A 24,243-nucleotide genomic window follows, 5' to 3' on the forward strand; every position below is an offset into this window, starting at 1 on the left:
GCTATTTATTCAACGGAGCCTGTTCCTCTCCGGTAGGGGGATCTTTCTTCTATAAATTTGAAATCATCTGCAGTAGGTTTGCCAACCGGACGATTGTTTAACAGAATTACTTTATTCATGGGTATTTGTTTATTTTTTTAACTTCTTACTTTTTCGAGTAATTCATTTAAAATGTCTGCTTCTTTATCCTCCAAATTGATAAGGATACGATTAATAATGGTTCGTGCCTGTTGTTTTAAGACGGCACCTTCTGGGGTTAACTTTATATAAACAACACGTTGATCGTTAGAGTTTTTCTCTTTTTCAATTAATCCTTTATCCATCAGTTTATTTAGCAGTCTTGAGGTATTTGGCATGCGGTCGATTAACCGCCCAGTGATCAGATTCACCGTAGCAGTTTGCTCGGGTTGACCATATAGAATGCTCAGTACGTTGAATTGCTGAAGAGATAGGTTTGTGGGCTTTAATGCTGAAGCAATACGGTTCAACACCCAATTAGAAGTGAAAATGATGTTTGTTAGTGCGCGCTGCTGAGGACTAACAAAAATATGCTTTATCTCTTGCTCTATTTTCATACAGCAAATATATCATCCATGGATGATATGTTTGGTCATTAAACTTTCATCTTTGTTTTGAAACACTGACAACTGCCTGATTCTTTATGCCAAAGAATTAACTTTGAGGCTTTCTAATCAAACGATTCATTTTGTAAATTTTAATATAAATGTTTGAAGTTTTTTTTTCTCATATTCAGGAAAAGGTGTCACTGAATGAGGTCCAGAAGGATATCCTAAAGACGTTTTTTATTCCTAAAAAACTCAGAAAAAAACAGTATTTGCTGCAACAGGGTGATGTCTGTAAATACCTGTCATTTGTAGAGAAAGGTTTGCTTATGTCTTATAATGTTGACGATAAAGGCCTAGAACATATAAACATGTTCGCATTGGAGGGCTGGTGGTCATCAGATATACATAGCTTTTTTACCCATGAAAATGCTGTTATTAATATTGAGGCCTTAGAGGATACTGAAATTTTAATGATATCGTCGGAATCATTTGAGGAAATGACTTTAAAAGTTCCTATAATGGATCGCTACTTTCGTATCCTTTTTCAAAACAGCCTTTTCACTAAAGAGCGCAGGTTAATTAGTTCTATTAGTCATACTGCGCAGGAGAAATATATAAAATTTGTAGAAAGTAATCCAGCCCTTGTTCAAAGGGTTCCTCAAAATATGATTGCCTCATATTTGGGGATAGCTCCTGAAACTTTAAGTCGAATCAAGAAGAATATCGCACTTGGTAAGTAAAACTCTATTGACCTGGGTTAAGCCTATTTAATGATTTAGATCAAGTGGTCTCTTATTTATAACAGGTAATTTTGGTTCATGTCAAATACAAAAGTTCCAAAAATACTTATCACTGGGGCAACCGGTCAGGTGGGTAGTAAAACAATAGATTTTTTGCTTTCAAATCAAGACCTTGAAATTATAGCGGCTGTGCGCTCACAAGAAAAGGCGGTTGCTTTTAACAAGAGAGGAATTGCTACAGTTATTTTTGATTTTAATGATGAGGGTACACATCTCTCAGCTTTAAAAAATATTGATAGAGTTTTTGTGGTTACCGGTTATACGGTTGATATGCTACGACAAAGTAAAACTTTCTTGGATAACGCAAAAAAAGCTGGTGTTCGTCATGTTGTTCATCTAGGTGCTTGTGGGCGTGATGATACTACGGTTGCACATTGGGCATGGCATCAGTTGATTGAACGATATATAGAATGGTCTGGATTTTCTTTTACTCATTTACGCCCAGAAACATTTATGCAGAACATATTGAGTTATGGCGGTAAAAAATCGATTCAAAATGGGGTCATTCACGCTTATGTTGAAGGTGCGCGTTTAAGTTGGGTGGATGTAGAAGACGTGGCGAAGGTGGCTGCTGAAGCTTTAATACATCCTGAAATTCACTCAGCGCAGACTTATAGGTTAGGCTATGATGCGGTAACATTTCATGAATTGGCAGTGATGATGACTGCTATCGTAGGAAAGCCGTTCCACTATCAACCACTTTCTCCTGAAGTTTTTTTACAGTCGATGAATAATGCAGGTGCAGAAATGGCTTATATGAGTTGTGTATATGATCACTGGAAACGCTATGCTGCGGGAACTATTCCCGGTGCTGATGATACTTTCAATAACTTCCAGGAGATTACCGGTAGCCAACCAACTAAATGGGCTGATTTTATTGAAAAGCATAAGGCTGAACTAGACTACTAACTACAAAAAAGATCTCAATATTCAAATTCATCCAAAGTAAGGGTACATAAATAGGAAAGTGGGGTTATTGGTATGGAACACACATTATCCTGGATGGGGGGAGTGACGGCTGACTTAGTTCTTCATTTTCGCAAGCCTTTCCAGATCCAGTACAGTAATGTTTATCCCTTCGCGTTCTATTAATTTTTCGTTACGGAAATCTGACAGTGTTCTGCTTACCGTTTCGGTAGCCATACAGGCCATTGCTGCTAAGTCTTCACGTGTAATGCTGAAAACGTCTTTTTTGATAATCTGCTGATGGTACAGGCGAAGAATAGCTCCGGCCATTTTTTTTCGTACGGAATCATAAGCCAACTGGATGAGTTGTTCCTCTTTTTCCCGGTTATCATTGGATAAAAGATGAATGAACTTTCTCGCTACTTCAGGATAAAGGTTGATGACTTTTTCAAGTTCTTCCATAGGGATCAAACTGAGTGTGCTGTCCTCTAATGCCGTAGCAGTATCACTATAGGTATTTTTTCCTGAAATGGCATTGATGCCCAGGTAATCTCCGGTTGCATACATACCGGTCATCAATTCACGACCATCCATTGAAAGTTTAATGGTCTTGATCTTACCCTGGATGATCAGGTAAAGGCCTTTGCTATGATCTGCCTCATAGTAAACAACCTGATTTTTTCTGAATTCACGGCTTTTGTGCCCTTTTATGATCTTAGTGAACTCTGCCAGACCATCGGTTTTAGCTACCAGTATTTTGAAGTCATCGGTTATGTTTTGATTTTGTAGCTGTAGATGGGCCTTTTTTCTTAACCTAACGTCAATAGCATTAAGCAGTTCAATATCATCAAAAGGTTTGGTTAGATAATCATCTGCACCCATTTCCATTCCCTTGCGCAGGTCACTGTGATCTGCTTTTGCAGTCAGAAAAATGAAAGGAATTGCTGAGGTCTCTGGATACTTATTGAGCATATATAATACTCCGTATCCATCAAGTTCAGGCATCATGATATCGCAGAGAATGATGTCTGGAATGTGTTTTAAAGCCATTTCCACGCCAATCTTTCCATTGTCAGCTTCAAAAACCGTGTATTTGGCCATTTCCAGGATCTCAACTATGTTTCCTCTTATGGGGTCGTGATCTTCAATGATCAATATTTTTTTGTTCATGATTTTGGAAATGTGAGTGTGAAAAGTGTACCTCTGTTAATTCTGCTTTTGAAATCTACTTTGCCATTCATCAGCTCGGTATACCTGGAAAGTATACTTAATCCAAGCCCGTTGCCAGAGATCTTTCCCGTGTTATGTGCCCGGAAAAATGGTTCGCAAAGATGTCTCTGGTCTTCTAAGGGGATTCCAATGCCATTGTCACAAATTCTGATCGTGCAGTTGTTTTCAATGACCTTGGTATAGAATTGTATAGAACTTTCTTCACCAGAGTATTTTATCGCATTGTCAATCAGTATAACGATGCAGTTTTTCAATAGGGTTTGATCTAGTGTAATCATTGATTCTGAGCCCCTGTGTGCATATACTATTTTCTGTCTCCCTTTTAAAGCGATTTGCATTTCTTCAGAGATTTCTGCAGCGAAATCAGCCAAATTAAAATGGCTGAATTGTGCTTGTACTTTCCCGGTATCCAGTTTATCAAGGGATAGGAAATCATTGAGGATTGCAGTAACATTCAGTACAGCATCTTTTATTTTGTTTACATGTTTGCTGATATTTGGGTTGTCAAAAGGGAGTGCATGACGTTCAATAAGCGATGCAGAAAGCTGCACCATACTCAAAGGCGTTCGGAATTCATGCGATGCAATAGAAACAAACCGACTTTTTAGTTTTCCTAATTCTTGTTCTTTTGCCAGAGATAAGCTCAGCTCTCGTTGGGTTTGTTCCAGGGTAAAAACAGTATTGTGTAAATGTTCCAGAGATAAATTCAATTCAACTTTAGTTCGTTCGAGGGCTTCAACTGTTTCCCGAAGGGAAAGCGTTCGTTCTTGCACCTGATCCTCGAGTAAAGCTGCATAATTCTGGAGTTGTGATTCGGCTTCTTTTTCCCTACTCAGGTCATGAATAAAACCAGCATAAATAATTCTTCCTGAGTATTTAACTTCACTGACGCCTAGGCGAAAAGGAAATGTATTGCCATTTTTTTTTAAGCCGACTAATTCTCTGCCACTGCCAATAATGTTGGCTTTACCAGTTTTTTTATAATGAAAGAGGGAACCGTCATGAGTTGTCCGGTCTGGTTGCGACATCAGCAAGGAAACGTTTTTTCCAAGAACTTCCTGTTCGGTATAGCTAAATAGTCTACAGGCTGAGGGATTAATGGACTCAATTATTCCCTGGTCATCTATGGTAATCAGACCGTCCATCGCATTATCGATGATTGCTTTAAGCAGAACGGTATTTTCCATAAATTCGTGGTTACAGATGATTAAACCTATGCTATAATTACAATCTGAAGGCTATTTTGTTTTAATTAGCTGTTGGCTGATGATGGGGGTCACGATTTTCCTGGTGTTTGATCATGTCATCGCAATAGCTCAATGCCGAGATTTGGATTCAGACAATTGTCGATCAACTTAGGTTCGCGATTGATTCCATATAAAAAATGCATCATTCAAATACCATCAGTGCTTATATTCTGGTACTCAATTCGGGTTCTTCCAGTCTTAAATTTAGTCTTTATCATCAACATAGTCTGGAGTTGGAGTGGTCTGGATCTATAACTGGAATTGGTGACAAACAAGCTAAATTGCTGATAAGTGATCCGGCAGGTAAACTTTTACTGAGCAAAAAGGCATCCTATCTTAATCTGGAGATTGCTGCCGCCGAGTTGATCAATAGGTTAGATTCATTATCAGCTCGCTTTCCAATTCAGCATATTGGATATAGGTTGGTACAGGGTGGCCCTATGCATAGAATGCCTGAGGTAATCAACGAAGATCTGATTAAGGTTCTTGAGTCCTACACTTATCTTGCACCAAATCACCTGCCTAAGGAAATTCAGCTAATTCGCATTTTTCAACAATCATACCAAAAAGCGATCCATATAGCCTGTTTTGATACCTATTTTCATCAAAATATGCCTGCTGTCGCTAAGTTTTATGCTTTACCCCGGGCATTTCGGGACCAGGGTTTGATGCGTTACGGGTTTCATGGCCTTTCCTATGAATACATCATCCAGGAGCTTGGCAGTAAAACTAAGGATATTGAGGAAAAGAAAATAATCATTGCCCATTTAGGTAACGGGGCAAGTATGGCTGCTGTTTCCGGGGGAATAGGCCAGGAAACAACTATGGGTATGAGTCCGATAGGTGGCTTGGTGATGAGCACGCGATCAGGGGATCTGGACCCGGGGGTGAGCTTATTTTTTTTGAGGAAATTCCAAATGACACTTGCGCAACTGGATGAATTGTTCAGTAACTCCTCAGGATTGAAAGCTATTGCTGGTACAGGAAATATGGAGGAGTTAATCCATAAGCGGTCTGCAGATCCTCAGGCTCAGGAAGCAATTGATGTATTCTGTTACCAGGCGAAAAGGCAAATTGCTGCACTCGCTGCAGGTTTAGGTGGATTGGATATTTTGATTTTTACAGGAGGCATTGGAGAAAATGCTCCTCTTATCCGGGAACACATCTGTAGGGACATGTTATTTATGGGCATCAAGCTGGACCCCGATCTCAATCAAAACTCAGAGAATATCATTTCTACTTTAGATAGCACAGTTAGTATTCAGGTGATCAAAACAAATGAGGCCTGGATGATTGCAAAACATATAGACCATCTCACCAATACTAATTTAAAAAATTAATTTATGGATACCTTATCGGAGCAGCATCTTAAAAAAATACACGCCTATTGGCAGGCGGTTAACTATCTTTCTGCCGGACAGATCTATTTACAGTCTAATCCATTGTTGAAAAGGCCATTAAAGCCTGAGGATATCAAACCTCGGTTATTAGGCCACTGGGGTACTTCTCCGGGTTTAAATCTAATATATGTTCATTTGAATAGGCTGATCAAGCAGACCAATGCGGAACTGCTTTATGTTTGCGGACCTGGCCACGGTGCGCCGGCAGTGGTCGCGCATACTTATCTGGAAGGAACTTATTCTGAGGTTTTTCCATCGGTTAGCCAGGATGAAGCTGGTATGCTGAAGTTATTCAGGCAGTTTTCTACACCGGGTGGGATCCCAAGCCATGTCAGTGCACATACACCAGGCTCGATCCACGAAGGAGGAGAACTAGGATATTCTTTGATGCATGCTTTTGGAGCAGTGTATGATTATCCTAATTTGCTTGCAGTGTGCGTAATTGGTGACGGTGAGGCAGAGACCGGACCGCTGGCTGCCAGCTGGAATTCAAAGGCTTTCTTGAATCCGGTAAGAGATGGTGCAGTGCTGCCCATCTTACATTTGAATGGCTATAAAATATCAGGCCCCACAGTTTTTGCCCGTATGGATGATCAATCTTTAAAAGAATTGTTTAGCGGATATGGATATGAGGTATTCTTTGTGGAGGGAGATGATCCCATGAAGGTACACCGCCAGATGGCCTCAACGCTGGATGTTGTTTATAAGAAAATAAAAGAGATACAGTGGAATGCCCGCCAACATGGAATCATCCATGGCTTTAAATGGCCAATGATGATCTTGAGGACACCAAAAGGTTGGACAGGTCCCAAATCATGGAAAGGTGTGCCTATTGAAGGAACATTTAGGGCCCATCAGGTACCCTTGCCTGGAGTGAAAGAGGATTCAGCAAAGTTAAAGATACTGGAGGATTGGATGCGTAGTTACGAACCTGAAAAATTATTTATGGCTCAGGGAAACCTGATTCCTGAATTGGCAGAACTGGCTCCTTTAGGCCATAGACGAATGAGTGCATCGTTATATGCAAATGGTGGGATGTTACTTCAGGAACTGTTACTTCCGGACTTTAAAGATTATGCACTTGTGTTAAATTTTCCTGCTGAGCTTGAGGCAGAAAGTACCCGAAATCTGGGTAAGTATCTTCGTGATGTCATCAAGCTAAATGATAAAAATCACAACTTCCGGTTGTTTTGTCCAGACGAAACCAGTTCAAATCGTTTAGAAGCTGTTTTTGAGGCCACCAACCGCTGTTTTATGGAGAAAATAATCCCGATCGATGATAAACTTGCTCCAGATGGACGTGTAATGGAAGTTTTAAGTGAGCATCTGTGTGAAGGATGGCTTGAAGGATATATTTTAACGGGCAGACATGGACTCTTTCCGTGTTATGAGGCCTTTGTAACTATAGTAGACTCTATGGTCAGTCAGCATGCTAAATGGCTGAAAACTGCTGCTGAGCTCCCCTGGAGAAAACCTGTCGCTTCATTGAATTATTTACTGACTTCACACGTTTGGAGGCAGGATAATAATGGTTATAGTCATCAGGGACCAGGTTTTATTGATACGGTTGTTAATAAAAAAAGTACGGTGATCAGAATTTACTTTCCACCGGATGCCAATACCTTACTTTCTGTAATGGATCACTGTCTGCGTAGTAAAAACTATGTAAATGTGGTTGTTGCGGGTAAACAACCAGAGCTTCAGTGGTTAAGTATGGACCAGGCAATTGAACACTGTGCTCAGGGGGCATCCAACTGGAAATGGGCCGGTAATGAAAAAGGCGCTTTTCCAGATGTCATATTAGGCTGTGCGGGGGATGTTCCAACGCTTGAGGCGGTCGCCGCGGTGTCCATCCTAAATGAACACCTGCCCATGCTTAAAGTACGCCTGGTTAATGTAGTAGATTTAATGGCCCTTTCACCTGTCGCTTACCATGCCCATGGGATGACTAAGGAGCAGTTTAAGCTACTTTTTACAGATAGTGCACCAGTCATATTTGCCTTCCATGGTTATGTACGTATCATTCATGATCTGGTTCATGGCCGACCCGATCCTGCACGGTTTCATGTACGAGGATTTATGGAAGAGGGTACAACAACAACGCCTTTTGATATGGTCGTATTGAACCAGATGAGCCGGTATCATCTGGCGATGGAAGCAGTGCGCAGAGTACCCGCAATGCAGGAATATCTAAATGATTTCGTTCACTTCTGTGAAGCAAAACTAGCCGAACATAGCGCATACATCTGTAAAAATCTGGATGACATGCCTGAAATCAAAAACTGGAAATGGAAAATGAAATAACCTATCCCTTGGAAAGAAGTTATGTGCTAAGTGTCGCTGAGGTATGCAAAGCGCTTAACACCGATGGGACATCAGGTATTATACAGGCAGAAGCCGAAAAACGAGCTTTGAAATTTGGGTTAAATATTTATCAAAGCCAAAAAAAGAAAAGCATCTGGATGATGCTTATCGGACAGTTTAGGAGCCCAATTGTGTATTTATTATTTGTCGCAGCCTTCGCATCTATGTATTTTGGAAATGCGACAGAAGCTGTTTCTATATTGGTGGTTATTTTTCTGAATGCGCTCATTGGTTTTTTTATGGAGCTGCAGGCCCGGACATCCATGCGTGCATTAAAAAAAATGGATCAGGTCTTTTCCAAAGTGATCCGCCATGGGAAGATCAAAGAGTTGTCAGCAGAACAAATCGTTCCTGGCGATCTGATGGTATTGGAAGCAGGGGATATGATCCCGGCCGATGGGCGGATAGTTCAGTTCAATCAATTGCAATGTGATGAATCGTCGCTTACTGGCGAATCTTTTCCTGCACTGAAGCAACTTGAAGCGATAAATGGAGTGGTTGAACTGGCAGACAGGATCAACATGGTATTTAAGGGAACTGCGGTAATGAATGGCAATGCCAAAGTGGTCGTTACCGGTACTGGAGAAAATACCGAGTTGGGGAAAATTACCTCGATGGTGGATCGCCCACAGGTGACCACTACAGCACTGGATTTGAAAATTAATAAGTTAACTAAAAAGTTGATTTGGATTACTTTGGTGATGACTGGGCTATTTTCTCTTTCGGCGATGCTGGAAGGAAAGTCCTGGTTATTGATTCTTGAAACTTCAATAGCCTTGGCGGTAGCCGCTTTTCCTGAAGGACTGCCCATCGTTGCCACCGTTGCTTTGGCTTATGGGATGTTGCTTATGGCCAGAAAAAATGCGATTGTTAAAAAACTATCTGCAGTGGAGACTCTTGGTGGGGTAAATGTAATTTTTACAGATAAAACAGGCACCTTGACAGAAAATAAGATCTTCGTGGAACTACTTGGATTTCCGGATGAAGTTTTGCAGGTGGTTATTGAAAAAGGAGTGCTGAAATATTTGAGTGGTTCAGCGCAAAGCGGCGGGGAGAATTTTGAAAAGCTGATTAAGATCGGAACTTTATGCAACGATGCATCGTTGGAAGATAAAGACAATGGGAAAAAGGCTGTCGGAGATCCGGTAGAGGTGGCCTTACTTCGTTTGACGGAAGCTTCAGGTGTCTCTTCAGCGCATCTGATTGTTGGATATCCAAGGCTTGCCGAAATTCCTTTTAGCGCCGAAACAAAAATGATGGTTACACTAAACCAACATCAAAATGGGGATTTTGTTGCTGCCAAAGGTGCTGTTGAAAGTATACTCGAAAAGTGTACCCAAATTCAGTCTGGTAAAGAAAAGCTACCGTTAACTAGGGCTCAAAGAACAGGCATCATTTCAGCTGCTGAAAAGATTTCGGCTGATGGGTTGCGTGTATTGGCTTTTGGATATAGAGAGGCTCCAGAAATCTCAAAGGATCATTATCTTGAGGAATTGGTATATGTAGGTATGGTTGGCTTTTTGGATCCACCAAGGTTAGCTGTTAAGGGTGCTATTGCGACCTGCCGGGTAGCCGGAATTAAAACCGTGATGATTACCGGAGATCACCCCATGACCGCATTGAATATTGCGATGAAAACCGGTATCGCCACTAAGGATGATCAGGAAGTCATTAAGGGAAGTGAATTGCCAGATATGAAATCACTTACCAAACAATGGCGTAAGAGAATTCTTTCCGCAGTGGTTTTTGCCAGGACTACTCCTAGGCAAAAACTGGAGATTGTGGAAGTGTACCAAAAAGCGGGGTATATGGTTGCTATGACTGGAGATGGGGTAAATGATGCACCAGCACTTAAACAAGCGGATATTGGGATTGCGATGGGATTAAGAGGTACTCAGGTAGCGAAAGAAACCGCGAGCATTGTGCTAAAAGATGATTCTTTTGTTTCTATAGCAAGGGCAGTCGCCCATGGTAGGGAGATATTTCAGAACATACAACGCTTTGTGATTTATTTGGTTTCCTGTAACCTAAGTGAAATTTTTATCGTTACACTTTTAGGTTTTCTGGCACCTCAAACCATATTACTGCCGTTACAGATTCTTTTTTTGAATATGGTCACTGATGTCTTTCCAGCACTTGCGTTAGGCCTTGGAAAGGGCGATCCGACGGTGATGGAGAAATCACCAAGAGATCCAAAACTAGATATCATCTCGAATAAAAATTGGCTGATTATCGTCCTTTATGCAATGCTGATCACCGCCTCGGTAGTCCTGGCGATATGCTATTGCCGTGCATTTGTATCAAATGATCCTAAGGTGCTTAACAATATTGCTTTTATTACTCTCGCCTCTGCACAACTCTTTCATGTTTTCAATATGTCCTCTAATCACTCTGGAATATGGTCAAACGAGGTTACTAAAAACAGGTTTGTATGGTTGGCACTTTTGTTATGCTTCTTCCTGATATTTTTGGTTTACTTATTTCCACAGACACGTGTTGCACTCAGTTTATCCATATTTTCTATTGAGGCATGGATGGTAGCCATTTTGGCCAGTTTACTCCCCTTGATTGTAGTTCAGATTTATAAGATCCTTTGGGTAAAGAGAAAAAGCACTTCCAGGTAAGGTTGTACTGTGTTGATGACGAGCGTCTTATGTGGAGGTGATTCACATCATTTACGATGCCCCAGATAATACAGACCTTTAGACTTTATCTACCTAAAATAGCTGTCAATAGGAATGACTTTAGTGAAAATCAAAACGCTTTGTTCGAAAATTCCGGAATAGTTCCCTATGAAGGATAGGTGCTACGGTCAGATGAAACGTTTAGTATATGGAAGCCACATGCTATACCGAGCCAACGGAATAAAAAAGAACTTCCACTGGATATTTTGCAGAAAAGATTTGCAAGAGGCGCAATTCAGTAGCAATAGTGATACAATCAAAATAAATAATCAATATTATGGCTATACAAACCATTAATCCTTTTAATAATGAACTTATTAAAAGTTTTCCCGAAATGTCTCCGGAATTGGTGGCAATGGAAATTTCTATCGCTGATGAAACATTCCAAAGTTGGCGTAAAACCAGCTATGCACGGCGGGCAGAACTTTTATATGGTGTTGCAAAATTGATGCGTAAACAAAAAGATCAACTCTCTAAATTGATCACATTGGAGATGGGTAAGCTACTTGCTCAAAGTTATGGAGAGATTGCGCTTAGCGCTGATATTATAGATTATTATGCAACAAATGGGGAAGGCTTTCTAAGTGACCAAAGGTTGGAAACTGAATTTGGTGAAGCTTATATTAAGAGTACTCCTATTGGTGTCCTGCTTGGGGTTGAACCCTGGAATTTCCCTTTTTATCAGGTCGCTCGGTTTGCTGCACCTAACATTATGGCAGGTAATGTCGTGTTAGTTAAGCATGCTTCGAATGTTCCTCAATGCGCGTTGGCAATTCAGGAATTGTTTGCACAGGCTGGGGCCCCCAAAGGATTATATACTAATTTATTTGTCAGTGGAAGCCGTATAGATGGCGTGGTCGCAGATCCCCGGATTAAAGGTGTTGCCCTTACTGGAAGTGAAATTGCTGGCGCAAGTATAGCCGCTGCTGCCGGGAAATATTTAAAGAAGTCGGTGCTTGAACTTGGTGGCAGCGACGCTTTTATTGTTTTGGAGGACGCTGACCTGGATAAGGCCGTTGACTGGGCTGTGGTTGGACGGATGAACAATTCCGGCCAATGTTGTGTGGCCTCTAAGCGCATTATTGTTCTGGAAGAAGTTGCGGATGAGTTTTTGGATAAATTTAAGGCCAAATTGGCTGGGTTGAAAGTTGGCGATCCAATGGATGAAGAAACGGAACTAGGGCCTTTAAGCTCGGAAGGCGCCGTTATAGAGTTAATAGAACAAGTACAGCGAAGTGTAAGGGCTGGTGCAAAGGTATTGTTGGGTGGTAAACTAATTAATCGAAAAGGTGCATTTATTGAGGCTACCATTTTGGGTGATGTTAAACCTGGAATGGCTGCGTATCACGAGGAATTATTCGGTCCGGTTGTTTCGTTTTACCGGGTGAAAAATGAGCAGGAGGCGATTGATCTGGCCAATGACTCGCCTTTTGGATTGGGTGGGAGTATCTTTACCAATGATATAGAACGGGGAAAGCGCCTGGCCGAACAGATTGACACTGGTATGGTATTTATCAATCATCCAACATGGACTCAGCCTGATTTACCTTTTGGCGGGACTAAAGGGTCTGGATATGGGAGGGAGCTGTCTAGTCTTGGTATACAGGAATTTGTCAACAAAAAATTGATTCGGGTCAGCAAATTAACAGACCCTTTTTAGTCGCATGCTAAGATGCTTATACATTTTGGGACTAAAAGAACTTATAAGCATAACCTTAGGCAAGCTGTTTTATTGAGTGAAATCCTACTGTTTTGTCCCATGCTTGAGTCTGAAAGTTTAAATTAAGAATACATGGCAACTCCAATAGATAATTTTGATCTTTCTACTTTTATCAAGGAAATACCTTGTGTTGTTTTTAGAATTCATAAATATGACGGTCGTTTTTCTTTCTTATTTGCCAGCGCTGCAATTGAAAAAGAATTGGAATTAAATCCAACTTCATTGATTAATGACATTGAAGTATTGCTGAACCTTTTATCAAAGCAGCATAGGGAATCATTTCTAATTTCATTGGAAAACTGCGTGCGTCGGTCGGTCGCTTGGAAATGGGAAGGCTATTTTAACTTACCTTCAGGTAAGAAAAAATGGATACAGGGTTTGGGCGAAATAAGCCGTTCAAGTAAAACTACTATTGATTGTTTTTTTAAGGATGTCACGGCAGAAAAGCACACGTTTGATATGTTTACTGAAACGGGTAAACTCACTAAAACGGGATCCTGGGAACTGGATTTACTTACTAATCATCTTTTCTGGTCTGATGAGGTATATATAATTTACGAAATCGAGCTGGAAATAGTGCCGGAGTTAGATCACGCACTTGATTTCTACTCTGCTGAAGGCAGGAAAATGATTATCGATTTAATCGAAAAAGCGGTGAAAATTGGAGAGTCATGGGATATTGAAGTTTCCTTTGTAACTGCCAGAGGTAATGACAGGTGGGTTAGAACATGTGGGAAAGCGGTGTTCGAAAATGGGATCGCAATTAAACTGTATGGGATAATACAGGATGTCACAGAAAAGCGTTTGTCTGAAGAAATCCTCAGCGTGATCTTTAAATATTCAACTGATGCTCATTTTTTGTTTGGAACAAAAGGGATAATTGATTGTAATGATACGGCTATTGACATGTTGGACTTTAGCAATAAATCGGAAGTACTTGCTAGTCATCCGGCAAGCTTTTCTCCTAAGTATCAGTCAGATGGTCGGCTTTCAGCTGAAAAGTCTTTGGAAATGGACAACCTGGCCTATAAAAATGGCTATCATCAATTTGAATGGCTGCATAAGCGGACGAGCGGACAGACTTTTACAGTCCTCGTGACTTTAAAACCTGTGAAGATAAATAGTGAAACTGTATTGTTAGCAGTGTGGCACGATATTACAGAACAGAAACATCGGACAGAATTAATCAAGCTTAACCAGACATTACTTTCTGACACCCAGGAGTTGACACATAGTGGAAGTTGGGAGGCTGATCTGGTTACGGGCAAGAACTATTGGTCTGATGAAGCGTTCCGTATTTTCGGATTGATTCCGGAAAAGGAGGGGCCGAATACCTCAAGTTTTGGAAGAATGATCCACCCTGATGATAAGGAAGCTTATAAGAGGGTAGTTCAAGATACAATTGATGACCGAGTTATATCTGAATTTAATTTGCGTATCATTTTATCTGATGGTCAAATCAGGTATATTCATGCCATAGGTAAGCCTTTTATTAATGAATCTGGAAAAGTGACCAAACTGCACGGTGCCATTATGGACATAACAGCCCAAAAAAATGCGGAGAATGAGTTGATTTTGGCAAAAGAATTTGCTGAACAAGCTGCTACTGCAAAATCCCAATTCCTGGCTACCATGAGTCATGAAATCAGAACCCCTATGAATGCGGTAATTGGCTTTACAAATTTACTTTTGCTGAAAGATCCCAATCCTGAGCAGTTGGAATACCTGAAAGTATTAAAATTTTCTGGCGATAATTTATTGGTATTAATCAACGATATTCTTGATTTTAGCAAAATGGAAGAAGGGAGAATAACCTTCGAGCTTATTGACTTCAGTATACCTGAATTGCTGAAAAATATCCGCTTTTCATTATTGGAGAAATCCAGGGAAAAAGGACTGGAATTGGAGCTATTCATAGACGAGCAGTTATCGGAGGCTGTTATGGGCGACCCTGTTCGTCTGGGGCAAATCTTAACCAATCTGATCAACAACGCTATTAAATTTACATCTAAAGGCAAGGTCAGCATTTCTGCTTTTTTTGTGAGCAGAAACGAGGTTCAAACCATCATTGATTTTGAGGTGACTGATACTGGTATCGGTATACCGAAGGATAAAATGGAATTCATTTTTGAAAGATTTACCCAGGCAAATGCAGATACCAACAGGAAGTATGGTGGAACCGGCCTTGGACTGGCGATTACAAAGAGACTTATTGAACTAATGGGAGGGAGTATACAGGTAGAGAGTACGCCGGAGATTGGTTCCAGTTTTAAATTCGGTTTGAGCTTTAAAAATGCCAGTAACGAGCCAATTATAGAACGGAAAATAGTTCCGTTAAAAGCTTTGAAAAATTTAAAGGGAATTAAAGTACTTATGGCCGAGGACAATGAAATTAACGTAATCCTGGTCAAACAGTTCATGAAGCTCTGGCATGTAGAATGTGATGTGGTAGGAAATGGCTTGCTTGCCTTAAAACAGGTACAAGTAAAGGACTATGATATGGTCTTTATGGATCTGCAGATGCCGGTTATGGATGGATACCAGTCTGCAACAGCCATCAGAGCCTTGTTGGGGGACAAATTTAAGAAATTACCAATAATAGCGCTGACTGCTTCCGCTATCTTGGATGTTCAATACAAAGCATTTGATTCTGGTATGAATGATTACATCAGCAAGCCATTCAATCCAGATGAACTTTACCACAAAATTGAAATTTACGGGCAGGTACCGAATGACTAATATGTTAATACCGCTCATTTGACTTAGCCATAGGCGAAAAGTATTTAAGTTTGAATGTTAAAAGGGCCGCAATCACTGCACTTAAACTAACAGAGGCACAGGCTATTTGTTCATCTGCGGCTCCATAATAGATATAAAGTGTATCACCAAAGATAGCGGTGCCTGAAGGAAAACAGACACTATCCACTTCACCATTTAATTCCCATATTTTTTCAGGTTTAAACAGAGGATACGGTAAACGTGCAATCTCTTTACCAGGGTTTTCCAGATCCAGCATGGCTGCACATGCAGAATACACATAACCATTTGCGGTGTCATGTACTCCGTGGTAAATCACCAGCCAGCCTTCTGTTGTTTCTATTGGTGGACAACCACCTCCGATATAGCTTATTTCATGGTCATATCTTGGAGCCAAAACGATATTGTTTTTCAAGTTTAACAGGTAATTCTTCCAAAACAACTCATTAAGGTCTGAAAGCTCATTTATACAGACTATTTGTATATCGGGTTTGATGCGGTGAAGAAAATAAAGCTGATTGTTTATTCTTCTGGGGAAAAATATCACATCTTTATCCCAAACCAGAAGTCTTGTGTTCATGGTAATTATGGTCTTGTCATGAGCAAACCTGGAATACTTTTCATTGAGCTTACCCATACTCTCCGCAAGTGCTTTGAATTCAGGAAAGGAAATCATTGGTACAATGATGCCATGTCTTTCAAATGTCTTTAAATCCACTGAAGTTACAAGAGCGCCTAATGCATTGAATCCATCAAAAGCAGTATAGGTTAGATAGTAGCATTCGTCGATTTTCACGATCCTCGGGTCTTCGATTCCCCTGGATTCTCTGTCACCGATAGGGATGAGCATCGGATGATCATTTCTTTGAGTCACTTCCAATGGGCCGTTTAGCTCGCAAAAGCCAATTGTTGAGTAATTGTTTTTAGCCACCGCCCTGTAAAACATATAAACCCGCTCACCTTCTTTTATGATCGCGGGATTAAGTACTCCCTGGCTTTCAAAGTCCAGGCCGGTTTTTCTTAAAATAACACCTTCTTTTTTTATGAATATCAAAATGCTTGAATTTAATGGTCCGTTAATTACTCACTGGAATTACAATCAAAGTTTTTCTGGAGTGCCTGATCACATCTTCGGCGACACTGCCTAGCAGTAAATGGGGTAATCCTTTTCTACCATGCGTACCCATAACGATAATATCCGCACCCCATTTATCGGCTGTTTCTAAAATAACTTTATAAGGAATGCCTTTTTCCACGAAGCTTTTGATTGGAATGCCTTTGAATATCTTTTCAATTACATTGAGCTGGCTGCGGTTTAAATTGTGCTCCATCATGTCCTCCAGCTCCCTGGTTGTAGGAGAATCCTCATCTGCTGTGCCCTCTGGATCTATAATACTGATCAGGGCGATTTCAGAATTGAACTGTTTAGCCAGTTGCAAGCCACTGAGGGCAACGAGCTCAGCACTTGGATTGCTGTCAATTGCGATTAGGATTTTATGAAATTCCATTTGATCTGATTTTATGATTGTGATTTATGCTGTAAAATCCGGGGTTTATCTCTGCTGAGTAGCTTTTAGCAATTCCGCCTGTTGTTCTTTCTTTTGGCGTTCAAGTTTTCTAAAATATCCCCTGAACAGAAAGTTATGTTTTAGTGCTTCCATGTTCTGATTGAATCCGTCTGTTCCTTTTTGAAGATTTTCCATAGTGAAGCTGATATTTTTGGCCATTAAAGAGTCTTTCAATAAGGTGTTAATAGGCCCTTTTCCATTGCTTAGGTCATGACTCAAGTCTTTTACCATTTTGTTCAGTTGCAAGGTCATGCTGTTGGCATTGACACTGGCAGCCCTGATTTGTACAACCGCATCCTTAAGTGTACCGGCAACTAAAGTATCGGTCAATAAAAGACCGGCAGTTCCCTTGCCTTTTTTGATATCGTTTACCAGATGGTTTAGTCCTATTGTCATTTTGTTGGCGTTTGAGGTCATTTTGTAGATATTTTCCAGGGATGACTTCAAACTGATTCCAATGGATTCATCGTTGATCAATTTTAAAATGGCACTGCTGTCTATTCGCAGAACCGTACCTTTTAAAACTTCTGATATACTGGCTACATTGTTATTGGTCTGCGCTAATTTTTCAATAATTTCATCCATATTAGCCATATTTTTTGCCTGCAGCAAATCGCCTTCAGCGACCTTTTGACTCATTCCCTTTACGGGGCTGATATTCACGACTTTATTGCCCATCAAACCTTCAGTTCCAACAGCTGCTACGGCATTTTTATTAATGAATGATTTTACTTTGCTATTGATCTGCATAGTAACCTCAATGGTACTGTCGTTGATCAGCTCAATTTCTTTAACAGTTCCTGCCTGCAAGCCGGAAAAGAGTACATTGTTGCCTTTTGTTAATCCATTTAAATTAGAGAACCGCACCTTCAGTTTGAAGTCATTGCCAAATATGTTGTTGTTCCTTCCAATGATAAAAAAGGCGAATATCATCAATACTAATCCTGACAATACAAATGCACCGAGTTTGATATTATTTACTTTTTGATTTCCCATGCTTTTATTCGAAAAATTGTTTAATGTTTTCATCAGTCGATTGCTTCAATTCCTCATATGTTCCTTTGATGTAACATTTACCTTCCAGTAGGAGTACAACTAAATCTGCCGTGTTTTTTACGCAGTTCATATCGTGAGAGATGATGATGGAAGAGGTATGGTTCTTCTTTTGGAGTTTAAGTATCAGATTTTCTATTTCCCTTGAGGTAACTGGATCCAGGCCTGTTGTTGGCTCATCATATAGAATGACCTCTGGTCGTAAGATCATCGTTCTTGCCAGGGCAACACGCTTGAGCATTCCTCCTGATAATTCCGATGGCATCATATCTAGGGTATGCAACAGATCTACATTTTCCAGTGCCTCATTCACCAGTCTTTCTACTTCTTCTTTACTAATGTCAACCCAGTGCCTGATTAAGGGGAATTCTAAATTTTCGCGAATAGTCATTGAATCATAAAGCGCATTGCTTTGAAAAAGAAAACCGATTTTGGACCTGGCCTGATCCAGTTCATCTTCAGTCATCTGAGATATATTTTCCTTAAAGACATGGATACTCCCACTATCAGATTGTAATAAGCCAATAATGCATTTGATCAGTACAGATTTACCTGAGCCCGATTTCCCCAATATCACTACATTGCTGCCTTTTTCTACCGTCAGATTAAATCCATCTAATATTTTTTTGTCGCCAAACGCCTTAACGAGATCTTTAATGACGATTACCTGTTCTTTTGTAGCTGTTTCCATGATTGATTAATTAAGCCCTAATAATTCGGTGATTTGAACAGCTAGTAAGTCAATTATAAAAATTAATACAGATGATAAAACTACCGCTGAATTAGCTGAAATTCCAACTCCTTGTGTACCCTTAGTTGAATTAAAACCTTTATAGCAGCCGACAATACCTACTGCAAAACCAAAAAATAAAGTTTTAGTAATAGCTGGTAACACATCACTAAAATCCAGGCTTTTAAAAACCTGTAGAAAGAACAGGTCAAAACTGGTTACCGATCTAATATTTACGCCCAGATATGCACCGAACAAAGAAATGGCATCCCCAAGTATGGTCAGCAATGGCAGCATTAATGTGGTAGCTAAAACCCGTGTAGCAACCAGGTATTTAAAAGGTTTAATCCCACTCACTGTCATGGCGTCAATCTGCTCGGTCACTTTCATTGAACCGAGCTCAGCACCAATACTACTACCAATCTTGCCGGCAAAAATCAAAGCCGTAATGACCGGCCCAATTTCCCTAACAATTGCTAAACCAACCATAACTGGTAACTGGGATTCAACGCCATAATCCACTAGGGATGGCCTTAATTGCATCGTAAGGACCAGCCCCATAATAAAGGCAGTGAGCCCGACTAGGGGTAATGAACGGTAGCCAATGATATAACATTGATTAAAAAATTCCTTATGCTCATATCTGGGTTTTATTCCGACCGAAAAGAAGCGTCCTGTGAAACGTGCTATATTCCCGGTTTCATCCAGAAAATTTTTGAAGCGAATGACTAATGACATATTTATAAAGGTAAAGGATGTGGAAATGTCTAGCCATGACGGCAATCGTCAACCAAATGATCTTCATCATCATGCCTGGTGATTCGGGTCATTGAGCAGCTAGAATCTACTCTGCATTTTTGTAGGATTAGCTGGTATGGCCCTTCATAAAATTGTAGTGGAAACTATTAAACAAGAAGATCTTATCTTCAATCATATTATATTTTACCGCCATACTGAGGATAAGGACATCAATCGTAGTTTAAATTGAATTGCCAAAAATGGGTTTATTGATGTATTCGCGATTTTGAGATTTCACTTCTTGTTTTTTCTGAAAATCAATGTCTTGTATTTTAACGAAACAGAGATAGCTCTAGTCAACTTGTAATTCTACTATTGATGAATGTCAGTTTCATTCATGATACGGATCATCCCTTTAAAGTATATTAATAAGCAGATTTGTTGATAATGAAGTCAACATCCACATTCCAGCAATTATGAAGACACTACTTTTATTAACCGATTTTTCAACCGATGGAAATCATGCGGCTGAATATGGCTATAATCTTGCCAAGGCCTTACATGCCAATGTCATTCTCTGCAATGCCATTACCATTCCAGAACAGCTTTCTGAAGTTGGAGAGATAGATTGGCCATTAAATGGATATGATGGCGTTATGGACGATAGTGATGAGCAGCTCAAAAAGTTAAAGAAACATTTTGAGCATACAGATCATACCTCAGGTTTTCACCCACAGGTTAGTAGCATGAATCAAACAGGTAGGCTTGCAGATGTGGTGGAGAATGTAATCAATACTTGCCCTGCCGATATGGTGGTAATGGGTACCCACAGAAAAGGAGTTGCCCATTTTTTGTTTGACAATAATTGTAGAAATATGATAAATGCAACAAGCTGTCCACTGCTTCTTATACCGCCTCATACAACATTCCGTGATTTCGGAAAAATAGCTTTTGCTACAAATTTTGAATATCCCCAGCAAGATGCTCAGGACGTATATCACCTGGTATCGCTAGCAAATGTATTTGCTTCAGATATTTTGGCAACTCATGTACACGTTGAACTTCCTAAAAGTGCAGGCCATCATTCTTTAGTAAAAGAGCTGCTGAAAGGCATAATTCATAAAGCGAATTATCCAAATATTTTCTACAAATCTGTCGAAAATGAAGACCTACAAAATGGCTTGAATTTGTTCCTGGAAGATGATGATATTGATTTATTAGTTATGACGCATCGTCCACATGATTTTTTGGATGTTGTTTTAAGAGGTAGTTTAACCAAAAAAATGGCAGCAAGAATTACCGTTCCGCTACTTGTTCTACCTGAAGGTAACAAGCCAAAGTATTAGTTCTTTAGAAATATCTTTTTATTTCATTATCTCTGTCGGAATTCATTTCCGGCAGAACGATGATCTCTAATTTAACTGCCCGGACATTTTTATTACTGCAGCCTACTGATCAGGTGGTTCAAACGATTCATCTCTTTTTCCAGGTTTGATTGACTATTCTGAGCCAATGATGCATAACCGGTGATTTTTAAAGAGTCCAATTCTGATACCGAAGTGTAGTAAGAGTGAAATAACAGTAGTTTGCATTTAACTGGGAGGCTAAAAACAACGCTTAATCTGCTGCATTTAATGCGTTTTTTGTAAAATCAGTAAGTACAAGAATTGTTTTTTTAGTCTTTAAATCTTCAGTGGTTTTCATAGTATTAATGTGAGTTAGGCTGAAATCTGGGCTCATGTGTTTGGAATATGGCCTAGCAGTTCATTTTTAGTGGCATGAAAAGTCAGTAATATTTCTTCCATCTCGCTCTTAAGTAGCTGGTGTTCTTCAATTAAACTTAACTTAATTTCCTTTATTGGTCCATAAGTTAAAGGCGCTAGTCTTTTTTGCAAGTGAATAACCTGGAGTTTTAGTTTTACTAACTGTTGTTCTAAGGGACTGAATAGGAGCGCTTGTTTCTTGTTAACTTCAGGTTCCAGTGGATTATGAATTAGGTTTTTCAGAATCACTGATTCCTCATTAATGAATTGTAGATCAGTTGACCATTGTTTTGCGATCAGGAATAATTCCTGTAATTCTGCGCTCAATGCATTGTCTTCTATTGTCGTAGTCATAATTTTAGATTTATATACAAAGGTTCCGCTAATAAATTGTTAAAACATTGATGGCTATCAGTGTTTTACATGATAGGGGTCAGTTCGGCAATTGATGTGGAGATTCCGGAATTTCTGACCATTTCATCCTTCTCGTTTTTCCACCGCGTTTAAAAAGCAATACGGATTTCCTCCAACGGGAATCTAAATTATAAACAAAAATGAGCTGCTCAGTAAAGTAAATTGAGCCACACAGTAACGTCGCCATGGGGCTTTCTAGTTAATTTTGCTTTATGGAAAATGTGATAGAAGAAATTGTAATCGAACATAAAACATCAGATATCTTTGAAAGATTGAGGGCTGGTGAGCCTATACGTCTGAACGACCCCGAGTATTTTAAGATCAGCGAAGTTGTTCACAGGACGATAAAACTATCTCAGCGGCTCAATAATTCAACTGATACCGATCAGGTACGTCAATACTTAACTGAAATCACTGGGGTAGCTATTGATGAGAGTACGACCATTTTTCCCCCGTTTTATACCAACTTTGGCAGGTTTGTGAAAATTGGTAAGAATGTTTTTATCAATCATGCCTGCTCGTTTCTTGATATGGGCGGTATAGCGATTGAAGATGAAGTGCTGATCGGCCCGAGGGTGAATCTAGTCACTGAGAACCACCCTTTAGAACCAAATGACAGGCGGGCTTTGATTACAAGACCAATTCTGATTAAAAGAAATGCATGGATTGGAGCGGGAGTCACCATCTTGCCTGGGGTAACAATCGGCGAACATGCGGTAGTTGCGGCTGGTGCAGTAGTTTCAAAAGATGTTCCTGATAATGTGGTTGTGGGAGGCATCCCTGCAAAAATCATTAAATCAATTCAGACTAGCTTTTGCCCTGATGGTGCTAGGGCTGGCCTGTAAGGATCTGATTCCTTTTGATAAATTGGATTCATTTTTCAAAGTGCATTTAAAATGGGAGATATGAAGCATTCATTTTTAGTCAGTGCTCTTTTGATGTTGATGATTGGGGGCAGGACATCCTCATGTGACAAAAAAGATAATACCATCAATCCTAATACAATAGATAAAAACAATCATATGGTAACCAACAAGATCAAAGTACAAGTGGGTTCGAAAACCTTTATAGCTACCTTGTCGGATAACAGTTCTGCGAAAGCCTTTATGAATATGTTGCCGATGACCATCAATTTGGCAGAGTTAAACGGTAACGAGAAGTATTTTGATCTTTCGAAGAGTCTTCCCACAAACTCGGCTAATCCAGGAACTATACAGAACGGGGATCTGATGCTTTATGGTTCACGGACATTGGTACTTTTCTATAAAAGTTTTTCTACCTCATACAGCTATACAAGGATTGGACGTATAGATCATATTTTAGGATTTGCAGAGGCATTGGGGGCAAGAGAGGTCGGGGTAGCGTTTGAATTAAATTGATATAGCAATCATTTTTATAAGTTTTAATCTCTTAGTAGCTTGAGGCAACTATAATAGATCATCGGGAACTTCTTAAAGCCATAGGAAGAAGCATTAAACTTGTTAAAATAAAATTTGCCAGATTTTGAAAATATAGAATTATTTTTTGCGTAAGCGATGCTTGGCTTTCCATTTTGCATTATGTAAAATTAATCCGGTATGAACTTAATTAATAAGCTACCTTTTCTATGTATTTTTGAGTTATGAATAGTATAGAACATTTTCATGCAATTAAAGAACTGTTAGGTGATTCAAGAACATATTATCTTATAGCAGTAGATATGGATTCTAATTACAGTTATGTTAATAGGCATTACACCGAAGCTTTTCAAACTATTCATGGTGATCTTGTAGGCAAGCATTATGCTATAACTATGCACGAAGATGATCAACAAATTTGTCAAACAGTTTCAGAAAAAGCATTTATGTATAGAGAATCAGTTTTTCCTGCAATCTTACGTAAGCATGATGGTAACGGTGGTTTTATTATTACAAAATGGGAATATAAGGCAATGTTCAATGACCATGATTTACCTATAGGGATATTTTGTATTGGTCATGATATCACTGAATTTATGAAAGTTAGTGGAAAGCTCCACGAGATTAAGATCAGTCATTCTCATTCAATTCGCCGATATGTTGCAAATCTGTTGGGGCTTGGGAAATTAATACAAGAGGCTACAGACCTGATAGATGTTAAACACGCTGCAAAAATGATTGTTCAAAGTGCTGCAGATCTTGACATAGTTGTTAAAGAAATTCATAGGAATGAATCTGCAGGTACCTAAAGAAAACTCTCAGTTAAAAAGCTCATTCAGGAACGACGTTTAAATATACAATCCAGCTCGGCTAATGGAGCTATCCAAGACCTCAATCAAGGACTTT

General features: G+C 39.7%; 20 protein-coding genes. 11 read left to right on the forward strand and 9 right to left on the reverse strand.

Going from position 1 to position 24,243, the window contains the following annotated elements:
• Positions 1-137 precede the first annotated feature (137 nt).
• Positions 138-575: a MarR family winged helix-turn-helix transcriptional regulator gene (locus tag H9X96_RS19995; RefSeq protein WP_187667977.1), complete on the reverse strand. Its 438-nt coding sequence runs from the start codon at positions 573-575 to the stop codon at positions 138-140.
• 149 nt (positions 576-724) lie between these two features.
• On the opposite strand from H9X96_RS19995, the gene H9X96_RS20000 reads away from it, so the two are divergent.
• Both H9X96_RS20000 and H9X96_RS20005 read left to right on the forward strand, forming a co-directional pair.
• Positions 725-1,306 carry a Crp/Fnr family transcriptional regulator gene (locus H9X96_RS20000; protein ID WP_187667978.1) on the forward strand — a complete coding sequence of 194 codons (582 nt, stop codon included), beginning with the start codon at positions 725-727 and terminating at the stop codon, positions 1,304-1,306.
• A gap of 78 nt (positions 1,307-1,384) precedes the next feature.
• Complete coding sequence (locus tag H9X96_RS20005) at positions 1,385-2,275, forward strand: SDR family oxidoreductase (protein WP_187667979.1); 891 nt, start codon at positions 1,385-1,387, stop codon at positions 2,273-2,275.
• A gap of 114 nt (positions 2,276-2,389) precedes the next feature.
• Here H9X96_RS20005 and H9X96_RS20010 read toward each other — a convergent pair whose 3' ends face one another.
• Together H9X96_RS20010 and H9X96_RS20015 are read right to left on the reverse strand one after the other, a co-directional pair.
• The gene (locus tag H9X96_RS20010; protein ID WP_187667980.1) at positions 2,390-3,442 is read right to left on the reverse strand and encodes a response regulator; all 1,053 of its coding nucleotides are present in this window, start codon (positions 3,440-3,442) and stop codon (positions 2,390-2,392) included.
• The gene (locus H9X96_RS20015; protein WP_187667981.1) at positions 3,439-4,689 is read right to left on the reverse strand and encodes a PAS domain-containing sensor histidine kinase; all 1,251 of its coding nucleotides are present in this window, start codon (positions 4,687-4,689) and stop codon (positions 3,439-3,441) included. Before H9X96_RS20015 ends, H9X96_RS20010 begins: the two co-directional genes overlap by 4 nt.
• A 197-nt stretch (positions 4,690-4,886) precedes the next feature.
• On the opposite strand from H9X96_RS20015, the gene H9X96_RS20020 reads away from it, so the two are divergent.
• The 5 genes from H9X96_RS20020 to H9X96_RS20040 all read left to right on the forward strand — a co-directional run bounded on the left by H9X96_RS20020 (position 4,887) and on the right by H9X96_RS20040 (position 15,656).
• Entirely contained in the window at positions 4,887-6,089 is a 1,203-nt protein-coding gene (locus H9X96_RS20020) for an acetate/propionate family kinase (RefSeq protein WP_187667982.1), read from the forward strand.
• Positions 6,090-6,092: 3 nt separating this feature from the next.
• Positions 6,093-8,453: a phosphoketolase gene (locus tag H9X96_RS20025; protein WP_187667983.1), complete on the forward strand. Its 2,361-nt coding sequence runs from the start codon at positions 6,093-6,095 to the stop codon at positions 8,451-8,453.
• Positions 8,438-11,137 (forward strand): cation-transporting P-type ATPase, encoded by a 2,700-nt coding sequence (locus tag H9X96_RS20030; protein ID WP_187667984.1) that lies wholly within the window; start codon positions 8,438-8,440, stop codon positions 11,135-11,137. The genes H9X96_RS20025 and H9X96_RS20030 overlap by 16 nt, the downstream gene beginning before the upstream one ends.
• Before the next feature lie 337 nt (positions 11,138-11,474).
• Positions 11,475-12,857 carry an NAD-dependent succinate-semialdehyde dehydrogenase gene (locus H9X96_RS20035; protein ID WP_187667985.1) on the forward strand — a complete coding sequence of 461 codons (1,383 nt, stop codon included), beginning with the start codon at positions 11,475-11,477 and terminating at the stop codon, positions 12,855-12,857.
• Between the two features lie 132 nt (positions 12,858-12,989).
• A complete protein-coding gene (locus tag H9X96_RS20040; RefSeq protein WP_222943944.1) occupies positions 12,990-15,656 on the forward strand; it encodes an ATP-binding protein in 2,667 nt (888 codons plus the stop codon).
• A gap of 4 nt (positions 15,657-15,660) precedes the next feature.
• On the opposite strand, the gene H9X96_RS20045 is transcribed toward H9X96_RS20040, so the two are convergent.
• The 5 genes from H9X96_RS20045 to H9X96_RS20065 are packed head-to-tail and all read right to left on the reverse strand — an operon-like array spanning position 15,661 to position 19,763.
• Complete coding sequence (locus H9X96_RS20045) at positions 15,661-16,728, reverse strand: pesticidal protein Cry7Aa (RefSeq protein WP_187667986.1); 1,068 nt, start codon at positions 16,726-16,728, stop codon at positions 15,661-15,663.
• Positions 16,729-16,750: 22 nt separating this feature from the next.
• Positions 16,751-17,182 (reverse strand): universal stress protein, encoded by a 432-nt coding sequence (locus tag H9X96_RS20050; protein WP_187667987.1) that lies wholly within the window; start codon positions 17,180-17,182, stop codon positions 16,751-16,753.
• A gap of 45 nt (positions 17,183-17,227) precedes the next feature.
• Positions 17,228-18,238 (reverse strand): MlaD family protein, encoded by a 1,011-nt coding sequence (locus tag H9X96_RS20055; protein ID WP_187667988.1) that lies wholly within the window; start codon positions 18,236-18,238, stop codon positions 17,228-17,230.
• Positions 18,239-18,242: 4 nt separating this feature from the next.
• On the reverse strand, positions 18,243-18,986 hold the full coding sequence (locus H9X96_RS20060) for an ABC transporter ATP-binding protein (RefSeq protein WP_187667989.1): 744 nt from the start codon (positions 18,984-18,986) through the stop codon (positions 18,243-18,245).
• Positions 18,987-18,992: 6 nt separating this feature from the next.
• Positions 18,993-19,763, reverse strand: coding sequence for an ABC transporter permease (locus tag H9X96_RS20065; RefSeq protein ID WP_187667990.1), 771 nt, complete (start codon positions 19,761-19,763; stop codon positions 18,993-18,995).
• 476 nt (positions 19,764-20,239) lie between these two features.
• Here H9X96_RS20065 and H9X96_RS20070 point away from each other — a divergent pair, with 476 nt between their 5' ends.
• On the forward strand, positions 20,240-21,109 hold the full coding sequence (locus H9X96_RS20070) for a universal stress protein (protein WP_187667991.1): 870 nt from the start codon (positions 20,240-20,242) through the stop codon (positions 21,107-21,109).
• A gap of 390 nt (positions 21,110-21,499) precedes the next feature.
• On the opposite strand, the gene H9X96_RS20075 is transcribed toward H9X96_RS20070, so the two are convergent.
• Complete coding sequence (locus tag H9X96_RS20075) at positions 21,500-21,880, reverse strand: hypothetical protein (protein ID WP_187667992.1); 381 nt, start codon at positions 21,878-21,880, stop codon at positions 21,500-21,502.
• A 272-nt stretch (positions 21,881-22,152) separates the two neighbouring features.
• Here H9X96_RS20075 and H9X96_RS20080 point away from each other — a divergent pair, with 272 nt between their 5' ends.
• From H9X96_RS20080 to H9X96_RS20090, 3 genes are all read left to right on the forward strand, one after another.
• Positions 22,153-22,785 (forward strand): DapH/DapD/GlmU-related protein, encoded by a 633-nt coding sequence (locus tag H9X96_RS20080; RefSeq protein WP_187667993.1) that lies wholly within the window; start codon positions 22,153-22,155, stop codon positions 22,783-22,785.
• Positions 22,786-22,845: 60 nt separating this feature from the next.
• On the forward strand, positions 22,846-23,319 hold the full coding sequence (locus tag H9X96_RS20085) for a cyclophilin-like fold protein (RefSeq protein ID WP_187667994.1): 474 nt from the start codon (positions 22,846-22,848) through the stop codon (positions 23,317-23,319).
• Positions 23,320-23,561: 242 nt separating this feature from the next.
• Positions 23,562-24,146: a PAS domain-containing protein gene (locus H9X96_RS20090; RefSeq protein WP_187667995.1), complete on the forward strand. Its 585-nt coding sequence runs from the start codon at positions 23,562-23,564 to the stop codon at positions 24,144-24,146.
• Positions 24,147-24,243: the final 97 nt, after the last annotated feature.

It is taken from the genome of Pedobacter sp. N36a (genome assembly GCF_014472395.1).
In the GTDB taxonomy this organism is placed as follows: domain Bacteria; phylum Bacteroidota; class Bacteroidia; order Sphingobacteriales; family Sphingobacteriaceae; genus Pedobacter.

Bases quoted from the DNA above. Each gene is read 5' to 3' on its own strand.
- H9X96_RS19995 (WP_187667977.1), bottom strand. From the start codon at position 575: ATGAAAATAGAGCAAGAGATAAAGCATATTTTTGTTAGTCCTCAGCAG.
- H9X96_RS20000 (WP_187667978.1), top strand. From the start codon at position 725: ATGTTTGAAGTTTTTTTTTCTCATATTCAGGAAAAGGTGTCACTGAAT.
- H9X96_RS20005 (WP_187667979.1), top strand. From the start codon at position 1,385: ATGTCAAATACAAAAGTTCCAAAAATACTTATCACTGGGGCAACCGGT.
- H9X96_RS20010 (WP_187667980.1), bottom strand. From the start codon at position 3,442: ATGAACAAAAAAATATTGATCATTGAAGATCACGACCCCATAAGAGGA.
- H9X96_RS20015 (WP_187667981.1), bottom strand. From the start codon at position 4,689: ATGGAAAATACCGTTCTGCTTAAAGCAATCATCGATAATGCGATGGAC.
- H9X96_RS20020 (WP_187667982.1), top strand. From the start codon at position 4,887: ATGCATCATTCAAATACCATCAGTGCTTATATTCTGGTACTCAATTCG.
- H9X96_RS20025 (WP_187667983.1), top strand. From the start codon at position 6,093: ATGGATACCTTATCGGAGCAGCATCTTAAAAAAATACACGCCTATTGG.
- H9X96_RS20030 (WP_187667984.1), top strand. From the start codon at position 8,438: ATGGAAAATGAAATAACCTATCCCTTGGAAAGAAGTTATGTGCTAAGT.
- H9X96_RS20035 (WP_187667985.1), top strand. From the start codon at position 11,475: ATGGCTATACAAACCATTAATCCTTTTAATAATGAACTTATTAAAAGT.
- H9X96_RS20040 (WP_222943944.1), top strand. From the start codon at position 12,990: ATGGCAACTCCAATAGATAATTTTGATCTTTCTACTTTTATCAAGGAA.
- H9X96_RS20050 (WP_187667987.1), bottom strand. From the start codon at position 17,182: ATGGAATTTCATAAAATCCTAATCGCAATTGACAGCAATCCAAGTGCT.
- H9X96_RS20055 (WP_187667988.1), bottom strand. From the start codon at position 18,238: ATGGGAAATCAAAAAGTAAATAATATCAAACTCGGTGCATTTGTATTG.
- H9X96_RS20060 (WP_187667989.1), bottom strand. From the start codon at position 18,986: ATGGAAACAGCTACAAAAGAACAGGTAATCGTCATTAAAGATCTCGTT.
- H9X96_RS20065 (WP_187667990.1), bottom strand. From the start codon at position 19,763: ATGTCATTAGTCATTCGCTTCAAAAATTTTCTGGATGAAACCGGGAAT.
- H9X96_RS20070 (WP_187667991.1), top strand. From the start codon at position 20,240: ATGAAGACACTACTTTTATTAACCGATTTTTCAACCGATGGAAATCAT.
- H9X96_RS20075 (WP_187667992.1), bottom strand. From the start codon at position 21,880: ATGACTACGACAATAGAAGACAATGCATTGAGCGCAGAATTACAGGAA.
- H9X96_RS20080 (WP_187667993.1), top strand. From the start codon at position 22,153: ATGGAAAATGTGATAGAAGAAATTGTAATCGAACATAAAACATCAGAT.
- H9X96_RS20085 (WP_187667994.1), top strand. From the start codon at position 22,846: ATGAAGCATTCATTTTTAGTCAGTGCTCTTTTGATGTTGATGATTGGG.
- H9X96_RS20090 (WP_187667995.1), top strand. From the start codon at position 23,562: ATGAATAGTATAGAACATTTTCATGCAATTAAAGAACTGTTAGGTGAT.